Below are 21095 nucleotides of genomic sequence, written 5' to 3'. Positions count from 1 at the left end.
CTCTTGCGAACGGGTCGCTATCCGAGCAGTTCGTCGAGATAGCACCAGCGCCAGGATTCGCCCGGCTCCACGCTGCGCATCACCGGATGTCCGGTGTTGTTGAAATGCTTGGTGGCGTGATTGCCCTGCGAGGAATCACAGCACGCCACATGCCCGCAGCTCAGGCACATGCGCAGATGCACCCACACCAGACCCTCGTCCAGGCATTCGGCGCAGGCGTCGGGGGTGTCGGGAACCTTGGTGTGCGGGGCCTCGCGCAGATGTTCGCAACCGCCGGAAGCCGGTGGGATCATGAGCAATTCGCGGCCGTCGTCATCGGCCTCGGCGACCCGGTCGATGGTGGATTCCTCCAGGTCCAGGGTGGCCATCACCGCCTGCAGGATCTCGTGCTCGACCAGGCCCGCATCGCGCACGCGCAACACGGTTTCGCGTTCGGCGGCGAGCATGGCCAGGCGCAGCCGCCGGTATTCGCCGCTGGGGGTGATGCGCTGGGATTCGGAGCGCCCCAGCAATTCCCACGCCGATTGCGATCGCGCCACGGCCAGCGAGCGCAGCTGATCGACGATATCGGGCGGGGTCTCCTCACCGATATTGGCTTCCAATGCCTCGAGCCCGGCGGCGGTGGCCTGCTGCAGCAGGTTCGCCTCCTGCAGCAGATCCTCGGCATGGCTGGGTCCGCGCAGGCGCAGGGTGCGCACCAGCAGCGGTAGTGAGAGCCCTTGCAGCAGCAATGTTCCGGCCACCACCACGACCGCGAGCAGAATCAGCGTGGCGCGCTCCGGCGTGTCGGCCGGGAGCAGTAGCGCGGCGGCCAGGGTGACCACGCCGCGCATACCCGCCCAGGACAGCACCGCGGGCCCGGTCCAGGCCGGTTTGTCCTTGCCCTGACGTCGCCCCTCCACCGACCAGGAGAAGTAGGTGGCCGGGAACATCCAGATCGGCCGCGCCACAATCACCGTCGCCAGGACCGCGACACAGGAGAGCAGCAGGGTCGAATGCGGCAGATCGCTGTTCCACGCCGCTTCGACGATATGGCGGACCTGCAACCCGATGATCAGGAAGACCGAACTCTCCAGCAAGAACTGGATGGTGCTCCAATTGGTGTGCTCGGCGATCCGCGAAGCCGCGGACTGCCAGTGCGGCGCACCGTGACCCAGGATCAGCCCGCAGGTCACCACCGCGATCACCCCGGAGGCGTGCAGCGATTCCGCGGGCAGGTACGCGATCCACGGCGCGAGCAGCGACACACTGGTGTCCAGCACCGGATCGTTGATGCGACGGCGCAGGAATGCCAGCACCAGCGCGGCGAGCACACCGAACAGCGCACCGCCACCGGCCGCGCCCAGGAAATCCGCGCCTGCCTCCCACATGGTGATCGCACCCGCCATGGCCGCGATCGCGGTGCGCAGGGTCACCAGCGCGGTCGCGTCATTGAACAGCGACTCACCCTCGAGCAGGGTCACCAGCCGTCGCGGCATACCGACCCGTCGCGCGACCGCGGTCGCCGCCACCGCATCGGGTGGGGCCACCACCGCGCCGATGGCGATCGCGGCCGAGAACGGCACCGGCAGCAGCCAATACACGACCCCGCCCACCGCGAACGCGGTGAACAGCACCAATCCGACCGAGAGCATGGCGATCGAGACCTTCTTGGGCCGGAAGTCCACCAGCGAGGTCCGGATCGCGGTCGTATAGAGCAGCGGCGGCAGCAACCCCAGCAGCACCAGTTCGGGTTCGATATCGAACTCGGGCACGAAGGGCAGATAGGAAGCCAGCACCCCGGCGATGGTGAGCACGAACGGCTCACCCATTCCCATGCGGCGGGCCAGCGCCGCCAACGCGACCGCTACCGCCACCAGCACGACGAGCCCGAACGCCAACTCCACGAGGCTTATCGTGCCAGGGCGAGTGTCCGATTCGCGCATCGGCGGGGTGTGTCCGACCGCGCTGATCGATTGACCAGGCACTTGCGGCCGCGGCCGATCATCGGATGCGGGTCAGGTTTGGGCGCGCGGTGCGGATTCCATGGGTTTACCGCTGTCGCGCCAGGCCGCGATTCCGCCCGCGAGGCTGAAGGCTTCGTAGCCTGCGCGGCGGGCCAGCGCCGCGAACCGCAGCGACAGTTCGCCGACGGGACAGACGAATACCACCGGACGCGAGCGCGGGAATGGGATGCCCTGCACGAGCATGTCGTCGAGTTGGTCATCGCGAATATTGATCGCACCCGGCACATGAGCGATGCGATAAGCCATCGCGCCGCGAGTGTCGACGATGGTGGGACGTGCATCCCGGTCGAGGGTCTCCAATGCCTCGGGTGAGAGAGTCGGTGTGGCAGCCAGTTCGGCGGCATCGGGCGCGGCGGGCCGACTGCTGCGCCCGAACAGTTCGGGTCGTCGTTTGCGAATGTAGGACAGATACGGCTCGATGCGATCGCAGACGATGAACACCGCCGTATGCGGCTGATCGGTCGAAAGTGGCAGTGTGCGCAAATGTTCCAGCGCCGCGGCGTAGGTGGCTCCGCTGGTGGGCCCGGCGAGAACGCCGTGCCGGGTGGCCAGTTCGACCGTTGCATCGACTGCCATTCCGGCTTCCACCGCGATGATGCGATCGTAGAAGTCGGGCTGGAACAGCCCCACATCCCACATCTCGGTTTCCGAGCGGATGCCGGGAATGAAATCGCTGCGCTCGGAGACCACCGCGATGGCCTTCAACTCCGGATTGTGTTTGCGCAGAAACGTTGCCGCGCCGCGGGTGGAGCCGGTGGTGCCCAGACCGCCGATGAGATAGTCGACGCGGGTGATCCCGTCACGTGACAGGTCCTCGTGGATTTCCCGGCCGGTGCCCTCGTAGTGGGCTTCGATATTCTTCTCACTCGTGTACTGCGACGGGTGATGCCATGCCCCCGGGGTTTTCGCCATGGTCGATTCGATGACCGAGTACACGTCATTGGGTGCGGTCGGGTCCGGGCATTCGGACAGGCCGGGGAGTTCCTCGATATCGGTGCCGAAAAGCTGGAGCAGATCGCGGACTTCGTTCACCCGGATGCGATTGGTGACCGCGCGCAACCCGATTCCGTGCATGGCGCCCAGAATGCGCAGTGCCTTGGCGGTATTGCCGCTCGAGGCTTCGATCAGGGTCTGTCCGCCCGCGATGATCGCATCGAGCTCATCGCGGATCATGCCCCAGGCGACGCGGTCCTTCACCGAGCCGAAGGGGTTGTAGAACTCCAATTTCGCGTACAGCTCGACATTGCCGAGTCCGTGCACGACCGGATCCAGGCGCAGCAGTGGAGTATTGCCGATGAGTTCGGTGATGTGGTCGTAGCGCATTACCGCACCCCGTGCCATTCCGGACTCGACGGTTGCCGCACCGCGGTGGTTTCGGGTTCGAATTCCTCATCGCGGCAGATCTCGAAACCGCCCGGACCGGCGGATTCCCCCGGCCGGTGCACCACGGCCAATTTGGGTGGCAGGGTGTGCATCGACGCACGCGCTGCCGATAAATCCATATGGTAGGCAGCGGTATTGGGGAACGCGACGATATCGCCGGAGTGCGGACGCTGGGCGAACCACACCTTGTGATTGGTGATCAGATCGCGTTCCAGGCATAACCGCCCGGCCAGGAACACCCCCGTCGCACCGGAATTCGCGTGCGGGTCCCTGGGCAGCAGCAGCGGATCCACCATCACCTCCTGATCGGCGGGCGTGACGGTATCGCGGCTGATATCGAGATTGACCAGGACGCTGCCGTCTGCCGTCTCCTTGACGAACTCGACACGCGCCAGGGTGATTCCCGCATGATCGACCAGCGCCTTGCCCGGTTCGAGCCAGACCTCGAGCAGATTCTCCGCGGCGAGCTGCGCGAAGCTGCGCCCGCCGTGCGCGTCCAGTCCGGCATCGAGCAGATCGGCGAGCATGCGATCGGCGGGCACGGTATTGGCGTACTTGTGGAACACCGGTGTGCCGTGCACCGCGCCACCGTCGAGATGGAAGCCGAAGGTATTGCCGCCCCACGCCATCGGCTCGCCGCGCCCGAGCAGTGATTCGCGCAGGGCCAGCACATAGGCGTCGAACGCGTCGGCGTCATCGGTGAACACCTGCCGGAAACCGCCGCCGATATCGATCACCGCGGGGGCCAGGCCGTGCGCGTAGGCGCGTTCGGTCAGTTCCAGGCAGGCCTCGACCGCGCGCAGGCGTTCACCCGGTTCGCCGGAGTCGATATGGAAGGCGAAGCCGCGGAAGGCGATCCGGTCACGCTGGGTGGTGAGCACCTCGAACACCTCGTCGACCTGTCGCAGCGGGACGCCGAATCGGCTCACCGGGGTGCCCGCGAAGCCCGAGAGCCGCACCAGCATCGGCACTCTCGCACCGGCCTCCGCGAGTTCGGCGATTCGCGTCAGCTCCCAGACGTTGTCGGCATTGATCGTGGCCCCGGTGCCGATGAGATCACGCAGGAATCCCTCACCCTTGGGCCCGGTCACCTCGACACGTGACGGATCGAAGCCCGCCCCGAGCGCCCCGGCCAGTTCGGCGCGCGAGGCCACATCGATCGCGATCCCGGCCCGCTCGGCGGTGCGCGCGAAAGCCTGCGAGTGATTCACCTTGTGCGCGTAACAGATCCGATAGGGCATCCCGCGGTCGAGCACCGCCCGCAAACGTCCCAAATTCTCGGCGAACACCTGCGGGAACACCAGATGCGCGGGAGAGGAGTACGTGTCCAGGGCGGCCTCGGCCGCGCCGGGGGCAGCCAGGAAGGCGCGCACCAGCGGATCGATCTTCGCCGGCAAGTGCGGCGGAGTCCAAGCCGTCATACCGCGGTTTCGGTGGCGGATACGGGTTCCGCGGTCGCGGGGCGAGCGGTGGAGGGGTTGTAGCCGCTGTCGCGCAGTGCGTCGAACGCGCGCTGGCGATTGCGCGGACTACGGAATTCCGCGCGCACCCGCTTGGAGATCAGGTCGATATCGTGCACCCCGATATCCATCGACTCCAGCACCCCGGTAATGGTGCGCACACAGTGCTTGCAGGTCATATCGGGGACGTAGAAGATCTGCTCCTCGGCGGCGAGTTCGGCGCTGTCCGACGCGGTTTCGACGGGTATCTCGGCAACGGTGAGCCGGTCGGCCAGCGCGGTGAACACCTCGGTGAACCGGTCCACCACCAGCGGCAGCAGGCTGTAGTGCGCGCCGTCGAGCTGATGCGGCATGGCGGCCAGACAGGCGGGGCGGGTGCCGGGCGGCAGCAGCGCGTACTGGCGTGAGATGAGATCGAGTTCATCGTGGTACTTGGCGATGGCCTCGCCCACGCTCAATCCCTCGGTGTGGGTGGCGCGCCGCATGACCCGGTGCGCGTCCTCGATGGTCATATCCTTCATCGCGCGCAGGGTCGCCACCGATTCGGCCGAATAGCGCACCGTGCCATCGGGCTGGGTGGTCAGGGTTGCCGCGATCATGCCGCGCCGATAGCTCGAGGCCTGTAGCTCCCAGAACCAGCGGGTCGCGACCGCGCTGTAGATTCCGGAATCGCGCATGCCGAGCGCGAATTCGACCGGGGTGCGGTACGGGGTCCAGCGTGCGAGCAGGGCGTGCTGTGCCAGCGCGCGCCCGCACGCCTCGATGCCGACGCGGAAGATGTCCAGGGGTTCGTGATCGGTGGTGGTGCCCTCGAGCACATCGCGATCACGCTCGGTGAGGTCGGAAATGCGGTGCGCCAGCGCGGTATCGGCATTGAGCGCATGCCACAGCGTCAGCACCGTCTCGCGCATGGCGATCGGCACGATCGGTCCCAGCCCGCCGGAATGGAAATGCCCGGTATTGGGAATGCCGTCGCTGTCGGTCCAGGCGATGCGATGGGTGGCGCTGGTGACCTGATCGGCCCGGCACGGGCGCATGAAGCGCTCCAGATACAGCCGCTGTGACAGCGTCAGATGCGATCCCGGCTCCGGACGCAGTGGCGCGCAGGTGTATTCGATGCGGCCGTCCGCCGGGGCGGTGACCCCCGCCAAGAGGCCCGGCCGGGCCAGCACGGCCAGTACGCGCGAGGCCGCGCGCCGGTCGTAGCGTGGTTCGTGACCATTGGTCGTCATGAGGAGACCTCCTCGGCAATCGTGGCGACACTGTGGGTGAAGCGGTCGATCTCGTCGAGGGTGTTGTAGATGTGGGTGCTCACCCGCACCGAATCCTCTTCTCCCGGTGCGTTGTTCGCGGGCACGCAGTGTGCGCCCGAGCGCACCAGGAAACCGAGTTCACCCAGGACGAAGCCGAGATCGTTGACACTGATCCCGGCGAGCGTGAAAGACACTATGCCGTAACCGGTTTCGCACGAGGCATAGGCGGGGCCGGGCGCGAACTCCAGGCCCGGGACGGGGCGCAGGCCCGCGATGAGCCGCTGGGTGAGCGCCCGGTTATGGGTGTGGATGGTGTCCAGGCCGATATTGTCGAGCACATCCAGGGCAGCGCCGAGCGCCAGGATGCCCGGAATATTCGGGGTGCCGCCCTCCATGCGCTGCGGCATCGGGCCCGCGCGCAGACCCGAATCATCCAGGGTGACACCGGAATTGCCGCCCGGCAGGAACGGGGACAGCTCGGCGTGGCGACGGCGGCGGCAATACAGCACCCCGGTGCCGGGCGCACCGAACATCTTGTGCCCGGCGAAGACCGCGAAATCGGCGTCGAGGTCGCCGACCCGCACCGGCAGATGCCCGCCGGACTGACTGCAGTCGAAACACAGTGCGATGGACGGATCGATGCGCCCGCGCAATTCCTCGAGCGTGCTGAGCGCCCCGAACACGTGGTGCAGATGCCCGACGGTGATCATCCGGGTGCGCGGGCCGACCTTCGCGGCGATGTCCTCGATGTCGGCTTCGCCCAGCGCGTTCACCCGATACGGCACCAAAGTGATGGTGCGACCGAGTCCGGCCAGGAGTTGGCGCAACTGCACCCACGGATACACGTTCGAGGCGTGATCGCGTGGGCTGTACAGGATTTCATCGCCCTCGCGCAGGTTGGCCAGCCCCCACGACAGCGCGATCGCGTTCAATCCCGCGGTGGATCCGCCGGTGAACACCACCTCGTCGGCGTGCGCGCCGATGAATCCCGCCATGCGCTCGCGCACGCCTTCGATCTCGCGCGTCAGACTGGTCGACCACGCGTACGCGCCGCGCCCGGCATTGGCGGTGCGCGCGCTGTGATACTCGCTGATCGCCGCGATCACCGATTCCGGTTTCTGCGTGGTGGACGCCGAATCCAGATACACCTCACCGCTTTCGCGCAGCGCGGGGAACATGCGGCGCGACAGCGCCGGTTCCCGGGCGGGGGGCCCGGCGGTGGACGAATGCGCACAGGACCGCACCGTGCCGCTCCCTCCGAGGAGTTGGCGCTGGACGCCACCAACGATACGCAATTTTTCAGATCGGCTCGAAGGTTCTCGCGGGCAAGCGGTTTCGCGGAAAATTCTCGTTACCGCCGCGAAGGAGGCGTCAGCGTTCGGGGCCGCCGGGATTGCACATGGCGTTCACCGTGGCCTGATAGCGGACGGCGGGCCGCCACGGCTCCAGATTCCAGCTCGGCTTATCGGGTGCGACCAGGCGCGCCCACTCCCAGTGGCAGATGAATTGATCACGCATACCGGGTGTGTCGGCATCGGGGGAGTCGGTGAGCACTTCCTGCCAGGCGCGCTCGCCCGCGGTCGGGAAGGTGTCCTTGCGGCCGGCGTCGGTGGGGTACACCAGCAGTCGGCGGCCGTCGACCGCATCGGTCCATTCGGTGCGGTCGATGAGATTCTTGTCGGCGTACGCGTCGACGGCGGGCAGTTGAGAGACCGTGGGATCCGCGATGGGATGTCCAGTGGCGGCGGGCGGCGGTGCGGCCGCCGGGATGGGCACGGTGGTGCTGAGCGATCCGACGATCACGGGGGAGGATTCCTCGGCCGCTCCGCAACCACTCAGCGAGACCGCCAGCGCGAGCAGGCCACCGGTGAGCTTCCAGCGCTGCCGCATCGGCCACGCCCCTTTCCCTTACTCGCGATCGTATCGGACCACGTCAGCGGCCATTATCGAACGCTCACGCCCATCGCGTCGGCGCTCCGGGGACATCGTCTCGGATTTGCCAGCGCTGGTGTATTGGCCCAGACGGACCCTACGATGTCACGGCCGGGCGGTTCTCGAAAGTGGGGGCCGCCCTGCACATGGGAACCGGATGTGGCTGAGGCTGGGACGACTGTAGGGGCACGATGAACACACCGACGGTGAAATGTCTTGTGTGGGAGGTGGACAACTCCCTGTGGGACGGCGTGGTCTGCGATTCCACCGATGGCGCGCTGCGCGTCGAAGCGGTGCGCGCCCTGCGCATCCTGCGTGAGCGCGGTGTCATGCACGCCGTCGCGAGCCGCGGCGAACTCTCCTGGACGGTCGCGCAACTGCGCAAGCACGGCCTGCACGATCGCTTCGCCGCCGTGGAAGTCGGCTGGGGCAAGAAATCCGCCGCCATCACCCGCATCGCCCAAACCCTCGGCGTGAACCTCGACCAGGTCGGCTATATCGACGCCGAACCCCTCGAACGCACCGAAGTGGGCTACGCCCTCCCGCAGGTCCGCTGCTACGCGGCCCGTCACATAGACGTCCTGCCCGCCCTCCAGGAATTCCGCGCCCCCGCGGGCGACGTCCCACCCCCGACCTCCCCGATGGGCATAGCCCACATCCACGCCCGCTGACCGATGCGACCGCCGCGCGGTGTTCGGGGGATGCGGTGTCAGGCGATGCGGCGCAGGCCGGCGAGGAGGCGTTTGACCTCGGCGGCGGAGACGTTGTAGTCGTCGCTGTCCTCGGCTATGCCTTCGTCGACCCAGGCGCGGATGAGGGCGGTGAGGTCGGTGCCGCGTGTGCGGGCGATTTCCTCGGCGCGGCGGCGCTGGCGGACGGTGAGGCGGACCGTGGTGACCACGAGGGTGTCCTCGGCGCTGTCGGGGACTTTGGCGGGCGGGGGGAGTACATCGTCGGCGTCCACGCTCGCGCCGTAGATCAATTCGCCGGCGGCCGCGGCCGCGGCGAGATCCTCTGCTTCGGCCAGGTCGCGGAACTCATTGTTGCGCTTGCTCATTGGTTCGCCTCCCATTCCTCGAAAGCGGTCACCTGGTGGGGTGTCATCGGTGCGGCGAAGACGATCTGATGATCGAAACCGCCGAGTGGGCGCAACACCACCAGGATGGGCTTCCCGGTGGCGGTACGAGTCCACACGGACAGGCCGGGGGCGCCGGTTTTGGTGAAGACCGATTGCACCCAGCGGTGTTCCGCGTCGGCTAGTGCCCGGAGCACCTCATCGGTGGTGAGACCGCCGCTGAGGTTCATCGCTGCCGAGAGCAGCCACTCGTAACCCACACTTCGAGAATACAGGGAGCATCTCCGCAGATAGAAGCCCCGATACCGAGATGGGATCGGGGCTCGGCGGAAAGCGGGCGGAAATCAGGCCGATTCGGAGGAACCGGTGCGGATCTCCACGATCGGCAGTACCAGCGCGGCCGGGGCGGAGGCTGGGACCACGGGCTGCTTCGGGGTCACCGGTGCGATGCGCTGATAGCCGGTGCCGGGCTCGGGACGGGTATCGACCTCACCTTTGTTCGGCCACATGGCCGCCGCCCGCTCGGCCTGCGCGGTGATGGTCAGCGACGGGTTCACACCCAGGTTCGCCGAGACCGCCGCACCGTCGACCACGCTCAGAGTCGGGTAGCCGTAGACGCGGTGGTACGGGTCGATGACACCGCTGCTCGCATCCGCGCCGATCACCGCACCGCCGAGGAAATGCGCGGTCAGCGGGATATTGAAGACCTCACCCCAGGAGCCGCCCGCGACGCCGCCGATCTTGTCGGCCACCGCGCGGGTGACCTCGTTGCCGACCGGAATCCAGGTCGGATTCGGTTCGCCGTGGCCCTGTTTGGAGCTCAGCGTGCGCCCGAACAGTCCGCGCTTGGTGAACGTGGTGATCGAATTGTCGAGGTTCTGCATCACCAGCGAGATGACGGTGCGCTCACTCCAGTCTTTGACGGACATGAACTGCAACAGCGTCAGCGGATGCAGAATCACCGTCCACAGGAACCGCAGCCAGCGCGGCATCCGCCCACCGCCGTCGACCATGAGGGTCTGCAGCAGCCCCATCGCATTGGAACCCTTGCCATAGCGGACCGGTTCGATATGGGTATCGGGCGTGGGGTGGATCGAGGAGGTGATGGCGACACCGCGGGTGAAATCGCGATCCGGATTCACCTTTCGGGTGGCCGCGCCGACGATCGATTCGGAATTGGTGCGGGTCAGCACGCCCAAGCGCTCGGACAGGTTCGGCAGAGTTCCCTTGTCGCGCATGGCGAACAGCAACTTTTGGGTGCCGCGTGTTCCGGCGGCCAGCACCACGTGTGCGGCGGTGTAGGTCTTGGGCTGCTTACGGAACCAACTGCCGGTGCGCACGGTGTCCACATCCCAGGTGCCATCCGGCAGCGGGCGCAGCGCCGAGACGGTGGTCATCGGAACCACCTGTGCCCCGGCCTTTTCCGCGAGATATAGGTAGTTCTTGACCAGGGTGTTCTTGGCATTGTGGCGGCAGCCGGTCATGCACTCGCCGCATTCGATGCAGCCGGTGCGCTCGGGTCCCGCGCCGCCGAAATACGGGTCGGCGACCTTCTTGCCCGGTTCACCGAAGAACACACCGACGGGGGTTTGCACGAAGGTGTCGCCGACGCCCATATCCTCGGCGACCTGTTTGAACACCTCATCGGCCGGAGTCATATGCGGGTTCTGCACCACCCCGAGCATCTTCTTGGCCTGCTCGTAGTACGGCAGCAATTCCGCGCGCCAGTCGGTGATATCGCGCCACTGCGCGTCCTCGAAGAACGGCGTCGGCGGCACGTACAGGGTGTTGGCGTAATTCAACGAGCCACCGCCGACGCCCGCGCCCGCGAGAATCAGCACATCGCGCAGCGGATGAATGCGCTGGATGCCGTAGCAGCCGAGCTTGGGCGCCCACAGGAATTTGCGCAGATCCCAGCTGGTATCGGGCAGCTCGTCATCGGCATAACGCTGACCGGCTTCCAGTACCCCGACGCGGTAACCCTTTTCGGTCAGGCGCAGCGCGGTGACGCTGCCGCCGAATCCGGATCCGACGATGAGTACATCGAAATCGGTCTCGCGTCGGTTCATCGCAAACTCCCTTGTCGTCGTCGACAGTGTGGCGGCGGTTACGCTAACGCGGACAGTTTCCACTGTCAACGTAGGCGGGTTGCGGACTCTATGCTGATCGCGTGGATCGATACAGCCGCTCCCAGCTCGCCGAACTCAGCGGGGTGCCCGCACGCACCATCCGCTACTACCACTCGCTCGGTGTGCTGCCCAAGCCCGGCCGGGCGGGTAAGGAAGCGGTCTACGGGGACGATCATCTGGAACGCTTGCAGGCGATCGCGGCCATGCAGGCGCGCGGCCTGCGCCTGGACGCGATTCGCGAGGTGCTCGATGCCGAGGTGCCCGCGGACGGGGATTGGCGTGAACTGTTCGACCCGCGCAATCCCGATACCGAGCCCGGATCGGTCATCGATGACGATCAACTCAGCGAAGTGCTCGGCGATCGCCGCCCGGAAATTCTCGAGGAACTGGTGAGCGCGGGCTATGTGCAACCGCACGGGCAGCGCTGGCGAATTCCCGAGCCCGCCATGCTCACCGGCGCACTGGTCCTCTATGACGTGGGCACCGATATCTCGCTCTCGGGCACCCTGCGCACCCTGATTCGCACCCGTATCGCCGATCTGGCCGATGAGATGGTGCGCGCCTTCCGTGACGCTGTCGGCACCAGTTACGGCGGAGAAGGCGTGCGCCCGGATCTGATTCGCTTCCAGGAGCGCTACCGGGCCGCCGCGCGCGAAGTGGGCGGGGCGACCCTGGTGGCCGAGATCGAGCGCGCGGTGCGCGAACTCGAGGACTGACCTACGGAACGGTGACCGGATCATCGCAACTGGCCGGCGGATCGACCAGCCCGCACTCCGAGGGCAGTCGCACCGGAACATAGGTGGAGGGCACCCCGTTGGCGGCGACGATGCGGCGGTAGGAGTCCACCGCATCGGTCGGCGTGCGCTTCAGATTCGGATCGGATTTCGCATCCACCGTGAAGAGCCCGAATCGCGGTGTGTACGAACTCCATTCGTAATTGTCGGTCAGGCTCCAGTAGTTGTAGCCGACCACGTTCATACCGTCGGCCTTGGCACGCTGCAACCAGTACACGGTGTCGCGCAGATGATCGGAGCGGGTGTAGCCGTCCGCGCGCGGTTTGCCGTCCTCGGTGGGCATGCCGTTTTCCACCACCCACAGCGGCTTACCCGGGAACTTCTCCGAATAGTGTTGCAGCGCATAGTAGATGCCCTCGGGCCGCACCGGCAGTTCCCACATGCCCTTGGGCGCTGCGGCCGAACCGTCGGGCTGGGACACCGAGTTCGAGGGCGGCTCGTACCCGAAGTAGTAGTCGACGCCGATGAAATCGAGTTTGGCGCCGATGCGCTCCATGAGCGGGCCGTTGACCTTGTTCTCCGCGCCCGCGACATAGCCGACATTGCTGGTCACCAGCGCCCCGCGCTGTACCTGATGGATGTAGTCGTAGATCTCGTTATGTGCCTGGGCGACCTCGTCGAGCATGTGATCGGCGACGGTGGCGTTCTGCCGCACCTCGTGCATGATGTACGCCACGGGCTCATTGACGGTGACCCACACCGGATTTCGCGACGCGTACCGGTCCACGACCTTGCGCATATTGGTGAGCCAGTCCTGCACCATGCCCGGGTTGTTCCAGCCGCCGCGATCGAGCGCCCAGCCCGGATACACCCAGTGATCCAGGGTCAGCATGGGCTGCATGCCGTTCTCGAGAATGGTGTCGATGACCGAATCGTAGAAGGCGAAGCCGTTCTCGTCCCAGGTGTCCGGGGTGGGTTGCAGGCGTGCCCATTCGATGCCGATGCGGAAGACCTTCACGCCCAGTCCGGCCGCGAGGGCGATGTCATTGGGATAACGGGAGCGGAAGTCGATGGAGTTGCGGTACCGGTCCCAATCGGGGTTGTTCTGGATATAGCGTTCCCAATTGCTGTCCGGCGCATGACCTTCGGACTGGAAGCCCGATGCGGCCACGCCCCACATGAAGTTCTCCCCGAGCGATCCGTGCGCGGTGGCCGTCGGTGCGGGCGGTGTCGCGGATCCCACCGCGGCGACCGGCAGCAGTGTCGAGGCCGTGGCGATCCCGGCCAGGACGAGACGGTGCAGCCGTGTGCGCATCGAAGCTCCTCCTCCGGGACCCGTGGTCGGAATGTCCCGATTCGGAGCCTAACCGGCGGATAGCTGAAAATTCGCTCACGACTTGCGTGTCGCATGATGCGGATGTGACGTGTGTTACGACAGCGCACACCGGGCGCGCGACCTGAATGCGGACCCGGAGCCGCGCCGGGCGGGACTCAGCGCGGCAGTGTCACCGGATCCGCGCAGCTGTCGAGTGCGTCGACCAGTGAGCAGGCCGCGGGCGCGCGCGTCGGCAGATAGGTGGGCGCGACCCCGCCGTCGCGGGTGATCAGCCGGTAGGCGTCCACGGCATCGGTGGGACGGCGGGTCAGGGTGGGATCGGTCAGCACGTCCACCGTGTAGATCCCGAAACGGGGTGTGTAGGAACCCCATTCGTAATTGTCGGTCAGGCTCCAGTAGTTGTAGCCCATGATGTTCATGCCGTCGGCCTTGGCGCGCTGCAACCAATACATGGTGTCGCGCAGATCATCCGCGCGCGTGTAGCCATCCGATCGCGGCAGTCCGTTCTCGGTGGGCATACCGTTCTCGACGATGTAGAGCGGTTTGCCCGGGAACAGCCGCGCGAAATGCCGAAGCGTGTAGTAGATGCCGTCGGCTTGCAAGGGCAGGCTCCACAGCGCCGATCGCGCGTACGCGGTGAACTGCGCTGCCACCTCGGGTGACATGCCGTAGTAGTAGTCGATGCCCACGAAATCGAGCTTGGCCCCGATCTTGTCGAGCATCGCCCCGTTCACCGCCGGATCGACCGCCGGAATGTAGGCGACATTGCTGGTCACCATCGCACCCGGCTGCACCGCATGGATGTGGTCGTAGATGCTGTTGTGCGCCAGGGCGAGTCGATCCTGCATGACCGGGATGTCGGTGACCGGCAGTCCGCCATTGCGGACCTCGTTCATCATGTACGCGGCGGGTTCGTTGATGGTGACCCACAGCGGATCGGCGCTCGCGTACCGATCCACCACCTTGCGCATACTGGTGAGCCAGTCATCGACCATGCCCGGGTTGGCCCAGCCGCCGCGATCGGCCTCCCAGCCGGGATATACCCAGTGGTCAAGGGTGAGCATGGGCCGCATTCCGGCCGCACGGATGGCCGCGATCACTTTGTCGTAGAAGGCGAATCCGGCGTCGTCCCACACCCCGGGCTGCGGTTGCACCCGCGCCCATTCGACGCTGATCCGGTACACATTCACCCCGAGGCTCTTGGCCAGCGCGATATCGGAGGCGTAGCGGGTGTAGAAATCGACACTGTCCCCGTATCGGTCATAGTCGGCATGGGAGTTGGCGTAGCGCAGCCAATTACTGTCCGGCGCATGCCCTTCGGATTGGAATCCGGCCGAGGCCACACCCCAGTAGAACCCGTCGCCCATACCCGGCACGCCCGCCGGGCTCGCCTGCGCCGGTGCGCCGGTCGCCACCAGTGCGGTCGCGACGGCGGCCAGGGTGGCGAGTGCGTGACGGCGCGTGTGCTGGCGCATGGATCTCCTCAGGCGAGAGTAATCGAACTGAGCGGGCGTCCAGCATTATTGCGGACCCGTGCCCGAATCACACGGGGTTCGCCCGAATGCCCAGGCTCGATCGGGCGATCGAGATAGCGGCAGGCTAATGCCGTCGCCCCGAGATCCTCCAGCACCTCGAACCCCGTGTCGCACAGCAGTTGGGTGACGGGCGGATGGCCTCCGGGCAGGTAGTCGAGGACAATTTCCGACCCGATCCCAAAGGCGCCGAGGGAAGCTGCGCTGCGAGCGAGCGATCCGAAATCGCAGGGCGCGAAGTCTCCGGATCGGGACCGAGCTCCCAACCCGACTATGAAAACCGGTGCTCGTAGATCGAAATCCGTTGCCGGGAGCGTGAATTCGAGGTCCGTCGGGGTGGGAACGCCCGGCGGGTTGAAAACTGTTGTCCGCGTCGAGAGATCGGATCTCACCTCGAAGACGCGGAGTCCGGGATAGGGGTTGTGGCGGGCGAAGGTATCCAGGGCGGGGCCGAGCAGGATCAGCTGGCCGATGCCCGCGCTCACGGCGTCCGCGAGGCGATCCTCGGCGAATCGGCAGCGTGCCGCGGCCAGGAGTCGGCGGTGGGTCGCCGTGCGTGGGACCGGGTCGGCGGTGTCCATCATGGGAATTCGGTGCGGGGCGATCAGGGGCCGGGGTGCTGATGTGTCGGCGGGGTGGGCGGCCAGCCCGGAATGTGCGGCATCGGCGGCACTTTCGGCATTTCAGGCATGGGCGGCATATCGGGCATCTTCGGGAAGTGGGGTGCGGGCGGCGCGGGAGGTATGGGCATACCGCCGGTGCCGAAGCGCTGGAAGGCGGCCTGGCGCGAGGTGCCGAAGACCTCGCCGACCTCGGCCCAGGTGCGACCTTCATCGCGGGCCTGCTGCACCAGTGAGCGCAGGACATCGTCCACGACACTGTCGAGGGAGCGGGCCGCGCGCAGGGCGGCCATGACCGAGGGAGTGGGCGCACCTTCGGCGGGGTGCAGGACCTCGGCCAGGAAGGCGGCATTGGTGGACAGGAGTTTCGCCAGGACCGCGCGTTCGTCGGCGGGGTCTCGGTGCTGCGGATCGTTCATATGTAAATGCTGCCTTTACGTGAATCGCCTTGTCAAGGAAAGCTTTACATCACGAAACGGCCCGAAGTTTGCCGCACGACAGGCACTTCGGTTGCCGCATCACCCTCGATCGCGCGGCCGGGTACCAGCGTTCACCCGCCCGCAATGGGATCGGCCACCGATGTGCGGATGAGATTCATCGGCGGTTATCCGCCGGGGCTAGCGTGACCCCCGAGAGGGAAGGAGTCGTCGCCATGGAGCTGCGACATCTGGTGTCGTTCATCGCGCTGGCCGAGGAATTGCATTTCGGCCGGGCCGCGCTGCGCTTGCACATCACCCAGCCCAGTCTCAGCGCGCAATTGCGCAAACTGGAGAAATCGGTGGGAGCGCAGCTGGTAGCCCGTAATTCGCACGAGGTTCGCCTCACCGCCGCCGGGCGCGAATTCGAGATCCAGGCCCGGCAGATCGTGGCCCAGGTGGAGCGGGCCGCTCGCGCCGCGCGCGCCACCGCCGAGGGGCGCTCCGGAACGGTGAACGTCGGCTACAACGTGCCCGCCAGCCGCCACGTGCTGCCGGACGCGCTGGTGCGCATGACCGAACGGCATCCCGACATCGCGGTCTCCCTGTGGGAGAAGCGCACCGGTCCGCAATTGGACGGACTGTCCGACGGCACCCTCGATGTCGCGCTGGTGTACGGCCATCCCAGCACCGCTGGATTCCGGTATCGCCGTATGCTGCACCGGGTTCCGCTGGTGGCGGTGGTGGGTCGCGGGCATCGCTGGGCCGAGCGCGCCGGGGTGCCGTTCGCGGAATTGGCGGGGCAGGAGTGCGTGCTGTTCGCGCGGGAACAATGTCCCGCCATGTACGACGTTATCTTCCGCGCGGCCGCGCAGACCCGGATCAGTCTGACCGTCGGGCATTACGCCGACGATCCGGGTGCGACCGCGCATATGGTGTCGGTGCGGCCGATGGTCGGATTCGCCTCACTGCCGCGCGCGATCTCCATGGGTATGGGTACGCCCGGCAGTAGCTCGATCGCGGTGAAACTGGTGGACCCGGTGCCGACCCTGGATCTGTACGCGGTGTGGCGGGCCGAGGAGGACAATCCGGCGGTCTCACTGTTCCTGGATTGTCTGGAAGCCCCCGAGCCCGCCCGGATTCCGGCCTGACTCACTTCAATCCCGATCGCACGAATCCGTCCACGATCTGACGCTGCAACACCAGATACAGCAGCAGCACCGGCAGACACGCCGCACCAGCCACCGCCATGAGCGGACCCCACTGTTCGCCCTCGGTGCCCATGAAACTCCGAAGCCCCAGCTGCACAACCGCATTGGAGCGCCGCAGCACGATCGCGGGCCAGAAGTACTCGTTCCAGGCATTGATGAACAGCAGAATGCCCAGCGCCGCGAGCGCGGGCCGCAGATTGGGCACCACCACCGTCCACAGAATGGACCAGGACGAGCGGCCGTCCACCCGGGCGGCCGCGACCAGTTCCTTGGGGAACGCGGCCATATGCTGGCGCAGCAGCAGGATCGCCAGTGCCGAACACAGCGTCGGCAGCACTGTCCCGACCAGGGTGTCCAGCAGCCCTAATCGGCTGAGCAGCAGATAATTCGGCAGCATCGACACCTGGAACGGCACCAGCCAGGTGCCCACGAACGCCAGGTACAGCAGCCGCTGGAACGGGAAGGTGTACATGGCGAACGCGTACGAGGCCAGCAACGCGATGAGCAACTGCCCGGCCGCCGAACCGGCTGCCATCAGGAACGTATTCCACAGCAGCCGAGGCAGATCCACCTTGTCCACGGCATCGGCGTAATTGGCCGTGGACAGCGGCCACGGGAGCGGGGCCAGCGAGGACACGTCCTGGGGGCGGCGCAGGCTGGTGGCGAACAACCAGTAGATCGGGAACGCACACACCAGCGCCGTCGCACCCAGCAGCAGATGCCCGCCGACCCGCTGGATTCGGTCAATCATCATGGAAGGTCACCTTTTCCGAGAGCCATACCAGTACCCCGGCGACGGCGGCGAAGCCGACGAACAGCAGCACACCCGCCGCGGCGCTGAGCCCGGCGTCGAAGCTGTGGAACGCGTACTCCCACAACAGGTAGTAGATATTCGTGGTGGATTGCGCGGGCCCGCCCTGTGTCATGGAATCGATGAGCGGGAAGGTGAGCGTCGGGCTCAACAGCACCGTGGTCAGCACCAGGAAGACCAGCGTGGGTGAGAGCAGCGGCAAGGTGATCCAGCGCCGGATCTGCCCGCTGCTCGCGCCGTCGACGCGCGCGGCCTCCTCGTAATCACCGCTGATCGCGGCCACGCCCGCCGAGACCACCAATTGCGCGAACCCGAGCAACTGCCATCCGGTGATGCCGATGATCACCAGATGTGCTGTCGCCGAGTCATATACCCAATTCCGGTCCGACCCCAGCATCCGGTCGACGAATCCGCTGCCCGGATGCAGCAGCCAGCGCCATACCGCCGCCGCGGCCACCGGGGCGACCAGGAACGGCGCGAACACCATGGCCTGATACACCGCCCGCGAGCGTCTGCCGATGCGCCGGCCCGCGAAGGTCAGCAGCACCGGCAGCACGACCGTGAACGGCAGCAGCCCGAGAATCATCACCCCGGTGCGCCCGACCGAATCCCAGAAGGCCGGAAGTTCCACCAAGCGTTCGTAATTCGCGGTGCCGACCGGCTTCATCGGCGCGGTCGGCAGCAGATTCCACGAATAGGTGGACAGCTGCACCGCCTGCACCAAAGGCCGATAGGTCCACACCACGAGCAGGATCAGCGCCGGGGCGAGGTAGAGGTACGGCACCACCGTGCGGCCGATGCGCCGCCGGATTCGCTGCCCCCACGGTGGCGTCGGCGGTGTCCCGCCGACGCCACCGCCCTCGCCGCGGCCCGGTGAACCAGCAGGCGTCGAATCATGCTCCGTTGCACTGGATTCGATGCTCCCCGCCGTGCTGTCGGGTTCGACCGGGCCGATCTCGGCGCGGGTATCGATGACGAACACGAGTCACCGATGGTTCGGGGTCAGGACGGCCAGGCGGGCCAGCTCCGCCGCCTCGTCGCGGTCGTAGAGCTGGGTGGCGGGCGTGACCTCCACCGCCGTGGCCACGAAGGCATCGCCGATGATGTCGATCCGGGTGAAACCGAAACCGTCGGTGGCCTGCTGGCGTCCGGCGGCGGCCATGGCGTCGATGCGATACGCCACGGCCGGTCCGATCCACACCGGAATGCCCGCGAGCGAACCCGCACTGGTCAGGTGATGGTGCCCGCTGACGATCATCCGCACATCGGTGCCCGCGACCACCTCGGCGAGGTCATCGGTGTTGTGCAGTTTCAGGATGCGCGCGGCCGCCAATGCCGAGCGCAACGGCGGATGATGCACGGCCAGCAGGGTCCCGCGCGGTGCGGGTGTCCGGAGTTCGTGTGCCAGCCACTGCAATTGGGACGACTCCAGGCGGCCGTCGTGGCGGCCCGGAATGGTGCTGTCGAGGGCGATAATGCGCAGGCCCGCCACTTCGCGCACACAATCGTGCGGCCGGTCCGGGGAGAGCCCCAGGCCCAGCAGTTCGGTGCCGAACGCGCCGCGCTCATCGTGATTGCCCATGACATAGACGATCTGCGCGCCGAGTTCGGCCGCCGCGGGTTCGATCGCCTCGCGCAGGCGACGGTAGGACGCCGCGTCCCCGGTATCGGTGAGATCGCCGGACAGTACGAGCGCGTCGATGCGCCCGCCCGCCGCGCGCAGTCGATCCAGCACGCGGGTGAGATTGGCGTAGCTGTCCACGCCGTGGTGGATCGGTTCGCCCGCGGGGCGAATATGGGTGTCGGAGAGCTGGATTACGGTGAGATCGCTCATGAGGCGGGCAGCAGTTTGGCGCCCTCGGCGCGGGCGGCGGTGAGCGTGGACTGCGGATCCTTGCCCTGGAAGACGATCGATTCGACGGCGTCCATCATGCCGTCACGGATCTGCAGATAGTTATTGCCGGGCAGTGACACCCACGGCTCCATCGCCGCCAACTGCGCGACATTCGGGGCCAGCAGCGGATTCTTCTGCGACCAGTCGTACAGGGCGTTGTTCTTGTCCAGCAGGCCGGTGCGCAGCGGCAGATAGCCGATGTTCTGCGAGATGGTGGTGTAGGCCGATGCGCTGGTCAGGAATTTGATGAGTTCCCACGAAGCGCGCTGCTTGGCGGGGTCCGACGACAGAATATGCAGTCCCGCACCGGAATTGGTGGGGACGACGGGCTTATCGCCGAAGCGCGGCATGGTGGCCGAGCGCAGATCCCATTTATCCTTCGCACCGGCGACGAAAGTGCCCTGAATGGCGCTGGTTTCGAGAATCATGCCGATCTCGCCGCGCGCGAACGCCTCGTAACCCTGCTTCTGATTCAGCTTCGGCATGGCTCCGGTGTTCACCAGATCCTGTGCCATCCTGGTGACCTGGACCGCGGCGTCATCGGCGAAACCGAGCGTGCGCCGGTCCTCGGAGACCACGCGACCGCCGTTGGAGCGCACCATGGATTGGAAGCACCAGTCCTTGGCGCTCTTGGTCAGGCAGTCGATGTACGCACCGCCCTGACCGGTGCGTGTCGCGATTGCGCGGGCCGCGTCACCGACCTCGGCCCAGGTGGCAGGGGGTTTGCTCGCATCGAGTCCGGCCTGGGCGAACAGGTTCGCGTTGTAGTACAGCACCGGGGTGGAGAACACGAACGGGACGCCGTAGGTGTGGCCGTCCCAATCGTCGAGGGTACGGGCGCGCGGTGCGAACGGCAGGGTGCCCTCGAAATTATTCTTCACCTCGTCCTTGCCGACCAGCACGTCCAGGGGCTTGGCCTGCAATTGGTGCACGCTGAAATCCAGGTCGCTGAAACCCAATTGGGCCACATCCGGCGGTGAACCCGCCACCAGCTGATTCTGAATGCTGGAGATGGTGTCGCTGGCCGGATTGGGGCTGTTGCCCTGCGGCTTCTGCGCGGTCACCTTGATATTCGGGAATTTGCGGCCGAAATCGGTGATGAGGGTGTTGAAGGTATCGGTCCACGGCCCGGCGAGACCATAGTTGTAGGACTCGAAGACGATCGAAACCTGTTGATCGGAGCGCAATTCCGGGATTTGCGCGGCGGTCGATTCGCCGGAGGTGCTGCCGCCCAGTCCGCACGCGCTGAGCGTGACGGCGACGGCGCACATCAGGCCCAGCCGGGGCAGAGTGCGTTTCACGA

The 21095-nt window shown here is 66.5% G+C and carries 20 protein-coding genes; 3 read left to right on the top strand and 17 right to left on the bottom strand.

What is annotated here, in order from left to right:
- Positions 1–17: 17 nt before the first annotated feature.
- The 6 genes from AB0L82_RS13410 to AB0L82_RS13385 all read right to left on the bottom strand — a co-directional run bounded on the left by AB0L82_RS13410 (position 18) and on the right by AB0L82_RS13385 (position 7992).
- Positions 18–1886, bottom strand: a complete 1869-nt coding sequence (locus tag AB0L82_RS13410; protein ID WP_364634812.1) for a Na+/H+ antiporter — start codon at positions 1884–1886, stop codon at positions 18–20.
- A gap of 111 nt (positions 1887–1997) precedes the next feature.
- A complete protein-coding gene (locus tag AB0L82_RS13405; RefSeq protein ID WP_364634809.1) occupies positions 1998–3329 on the bottom strand; it encodes a pyridoxal-phosphate dependent enzyme in 1332 nt (443 codons plus the stop codon).
- A complete protein-coding gene (locus AB0L82_RS13400; protein ID WP_364634806.1) occupies positions 3329–4786 on the bottom strand; it encodes a decarboxylase in 1458 nt (485 codons plus the stop codon). Before AB0L82_RS13400 ends, AB0L82_RS13405 begins: the two co-directional genes overlap by 1 nt.
- 20 nt (positions 4787–4806) lie before the next feature.
- Positions 4807–6081 (bottom strand): heavy-metal-associated domain-containing protein, encoded by a 1275-nt coding sequence (locus tag AB0L82_RS13395; protein ID WP_364634803.1) that lies wholly within the window; start codon positions 6079–6081, stop codon positions 4807–4809.
- The gene (locus AB0L82_RS13390) at positions 6078–7346 is read right to left on the bottom strand and encodes an aminotransferase class V-fold PLP-dependent enzyme (RefSeq protein WP_364634800.1); all 1269 of its coding nucleotides are present in this window, start codon (positions 7344–7346) and stop codon (positions 6078–6080) included. The genes AB0L82_RS13395 and AB0L82_RS13390 overlap by 4 nt, the downstream gene beginning before the upstream one ends.
- 127 nt (positions 7347–7473) lie before the next feature.
- Positions 7474–7992 (bottom strand): DUF2599 domain-containing protein, encoded by a 519-nt coding sequence (locus AB0L82_RS13385; protein ID WP_364634797.1) that lies wholly within the window; start codon positions 7990–7992, stop codon positions 7474–7476.
- Between the two features lie 269 nt (positions 7993–8261).
- Here AB0L82_RS13385 and AB0L82_RS13380 point away from each other — a divergent pair, with 269 nt between their 5' ends.
- Entirely contained in the window at positions 8262–8705 is a 444-nt protein-coding gene (locus AB0L82_RS13380; protein WP_364634794.1) for a hypothetical protein, read from the top strand.
- A 38-nt stretch (positions 8706–8743) separates the two neighbouring features.
- Here AB0L82_RS13380 and AB0L82_RS13375 read toward each other — a convergent pair whose 3' ends face one another.
- The 3 genes from AB0L82_RS13375 to AB0L82_RS13365 form a co-directional block, all read right to left on the bottom strand.
- Positions 8744–9091 (bottom strand): regulator, encoded by a 348-nt coding sequence (locus AB0L82_RS13375; protein ID WP_364634792.1) that lies wholly within the window; start codon positions 9089–9091, stop codon positions 8744–8746.
- A complete protein-coding gene (locus tag AB0L82_RS13370; RefSeq protein ID WP_364634790.1) occupies positions 9088–9369 on the bottom strand; it encodes a hypothetical protein in 282 nt (93 codons plus the stop codon). The genes AB0L82_RS13375 and AB0L82_RS13370 overlap by 4 nt, the downstream gene beginning before the upstream one ends.
- Positions 9370–9453: 84 nt before the next feature.
- Positions 9454–11178 carry a GMC family oxidoreductase gene (locus AB0L82_RS13365; protein ID WP_364634787.1) on the bottom strand — a complete coding sequence of 575 codons (1725 nt, stop codon included), beginning with the start codon at positions 11176–11178 and terminating at the stop codon, positions 9454–9456.
- A 101-nt stretch (positions 11179–11279) separates the two neighbouring features.
- On the opposite strand from AB0L82_RS13365, the gene AB0L82_RS13360 reads away from it, so the two are divergent.
- A complete protein-coding gene (locus tag AB0L82_RS13360; protein WP_364634784.1) occupies positions 11280–11954 on the top strand; it encodes a MerR family transcriptional regulator in 675 nt (224 codons plus the stop codon).
- 1 nt (position 11955) lies between these two features.
- Here AB0L82_RS13360 and AB0L82_RS13355 read toward each other — a convergent pair whose 3' ends face one another.
- From AB0L82_RS13355 to AB0L82_RS13340, 4 genes are all read right to left on the bottom strand, one after another.
- Positions 11956–13287: a family 1 glycosylhydrolase gene (locus AB0L82_RS13355; protein WP_364634781.1), complete on the bottom strand. Its 1332-nt coding sequence runs from the start codon at positions 13285–13287 to the stop codon at positions 11956–11958.
- A 176-nt stretch (positions 13288–13463) separates the two neighbouring features.
- Complete coding sequence (locus tag AB0L82_RS13350) at positions 13464–14783, bottom strand: family 1 glycosylhydrolase (RefSeq protein WP_364634778.1); 1320 nt, start codon at positions 14781–14783, stop codon at positions 13464–13466.
- Between the two features lie 8 nt (positions 14784–14791).
- The gene (locus tag AB0L82_RS13345) at positions 14792–15421 is read right to left on the bottom strand and encodes a class I SAM-dependent methyltransferase (RefSeq protein ID WP_364634775.1); all 630 of its coding nucleotides are present in this window, start codon (positions 15419–15421) and stop codon (positions 14792–14794) included.
- Between the two features lie 23 nt (positions 15422–15444).
- On the bottom strand, positions 15445–15879 hold the full coding sequence (locus AB0L82_RS13340) for a hypothetical protein (RefSeq protein WP_364634772.1): 435 nt from the start codon (positions 15877–15879) through the stop codon (positions 15445–15447).
- Positions 15880–16112: 233 nt separating this feature from the next.
- Between AB0L82_RS13340 and AB0L82_RS13335 the strand changes: the two genes are divergently transcribed.
- Positions 16113–17027 carry a LysR substrate-binding domain-containing protein gene (locus AB0L82_RS13335; RefSeq protein WP_364634769.1) on the top strand — a complete coding sequence of 305 codons (915 nt, stop codon included), beginning with the start codon at positions 16113–16115 and terminating at the stop codon, positions 17025–17027.
- 1 nt (position 17028) lies between these two features.
- Here AB0L82_RS13335 and AB0L82_RS13330 read toward each other — a convergent pair whose 3' ends face one another.
- The 4 genes from AB0L82_RS13330 to AB0L82_RS13315 form a co-directional block, all read right to left on the bottom strand.
- Positions 17029–17841, bottom strand: coding sequence for a carbohydrate ABC transporter permease (locus AB0L82_RS13330; protein WP_364634766.1), 813 nt, complete (start codon positions 17839–17841; stop codon positions 17029–17031).
- Positions 17831–18709 carry a sugar ABC transporter permease gene (locus AB0L82_RS13325; RefSeq protein ID WP_364636052.1) on the bottom strand — a complete coding sequence of 293 codons (879 nt, stop codon included), beginning with the start codon at positions 18707–18709 and terminating at the stop codon, positions 17831–17833. The genes AB0L82_RS13330 and AB0L82_RS13325 overlap by 11 nt, the downstream gene beginning before the upstream one ends.
- Positions 18710–18883: 174 nt before the next feature.
- Positions 18884–19732: a metallophosphoesterase gene (locus tag AB0L82_RS13320; protein ID WP_364634764.1), complete on the bottom strand. Its 849-nt coding sequence runs from the start codon at positions 19730–19732 to the stop codon at positions 18884–18886.
- Complete coding sequence (locus AB0L82_RS13315; protein WP_364634761.1) at positions 19729–21093, bottom strand: ABC transporter substrate-binding protein; 1365 nt, start codon at positions 21091–21093, stop codon at positions 19729–19731. The genes AB0L82_RS13320 and AB0L82_RS13315 overlap by 4 nt, the downstream gene beginning before the upstream one ends.
- Between the last annotated feature and the right edge of the window lie 2 nt (positions 21094–21095).

The sequence above is a fragment of the Nocardia sp. NPDC052001 genome (assembly GCF_040680615.1).
Lineage (GTDB): Bacteria > Actinomycetota > Actinomycetes > Mycobacteriales > Mycobacteriaceae > Nocardia.
This window is presented reverse-complemented; position numbering and strand designations above follow the sequence as displayed.

What these genes read in the sequence shown, in the direction of transcription:
- AB0L82_RS13405 (WP_364634809.1), bottom strand. Translation starts at nt 3,329, where the DNA reads ATGCGCTACGACCACATCACCGAACTCATCGGCAATACTCCACTGCTG.
- AB0L82_RS13395 (WP_364634803.1), bottom strand. Translation starts at nt 6,081, where the DNA reads ATGACGACCAATGGTCACGAACCACGCTACGACCGGCGCGCGGCCTCG.
- AB0L82_RS13385 (WP_364634797.1), bottom strand. Translation starts at nt 7,992, where the DNA reads ATGCGGCAGCGCTGGAAGCTCACCGGTGGCCTGCTCGCGCTGGCGGTC.
- AB0L82_RS13375 (WP_364634792.1), bottom strand. Translation starts at nt 9,091, where the DNA reads ATGAGCAAGCGCAACAATGAGTTCCGCGACCTGGCCGAAGCAGAGGAT.
- AB0L82_RS13365 (WP_364634787.1), bottom strand. Translation starts at nt 11,178, where the DNA reads ATGAACCGACGCGAGACCGATTTCGATGTACTCATCGTCGGATCCGGA.
- AB0L82_RS13355 (WP_364634781.1), bottom strand. Translation starts at nt 13,287, where the DNA reads ATGCGCACACGGCTGCACCGTCTCGTCCTGGCCGGGATCGCCACGGCC.
- AB0L82_RS13350 (WP_364634778.1), bottom strand. Translation starts at nt 14,783, where the DNA reads ATGCGCCAGCACACGCGCCGTCACGCACTCGCCACCCTGGCCGCCGTC.
- AB0L82_RS13345 (WP_364634775.1), bottom strand. Translation starts at nt 15,421, where the DNA reads ATGGACACCGCCGACCCGGTCCCACGCACGGCGACCCACCGCCGACTC.
- AB0L82_RS13340 (WP_364634772.1), bottom strand. Translation starts at nt 15,879, where the DNA reads ATGAACGATCCGCAGCACCGAGACCCCGCCGACGAACGCGCGGTCCTG.
- AB0L82_RS13335 (WP_364634769.1), top strand. Translation starts at nt 16,113, where the DNA reads ATGGAGCTGCGACATCTGGTGTCGTTCATCGCGCTGGCCGAGGAATTG.
- AB0L82_RS13330 (WP_364634766.1), bottom strand. Translation starts at nt 17,841, where the DNA reads ATGATGATTGACCGAATCCAGCGGGTCGGCGGGCATCTGCTGCTGGGT.
- AB0L82_RS13320 (WP_364634764.1), bottom strand. Translation starts at nt 19,732, where the DNA reads ATGAGCGATCTCACCGTAATCCAGCTCTCCGACACCCATATTCGCCCC.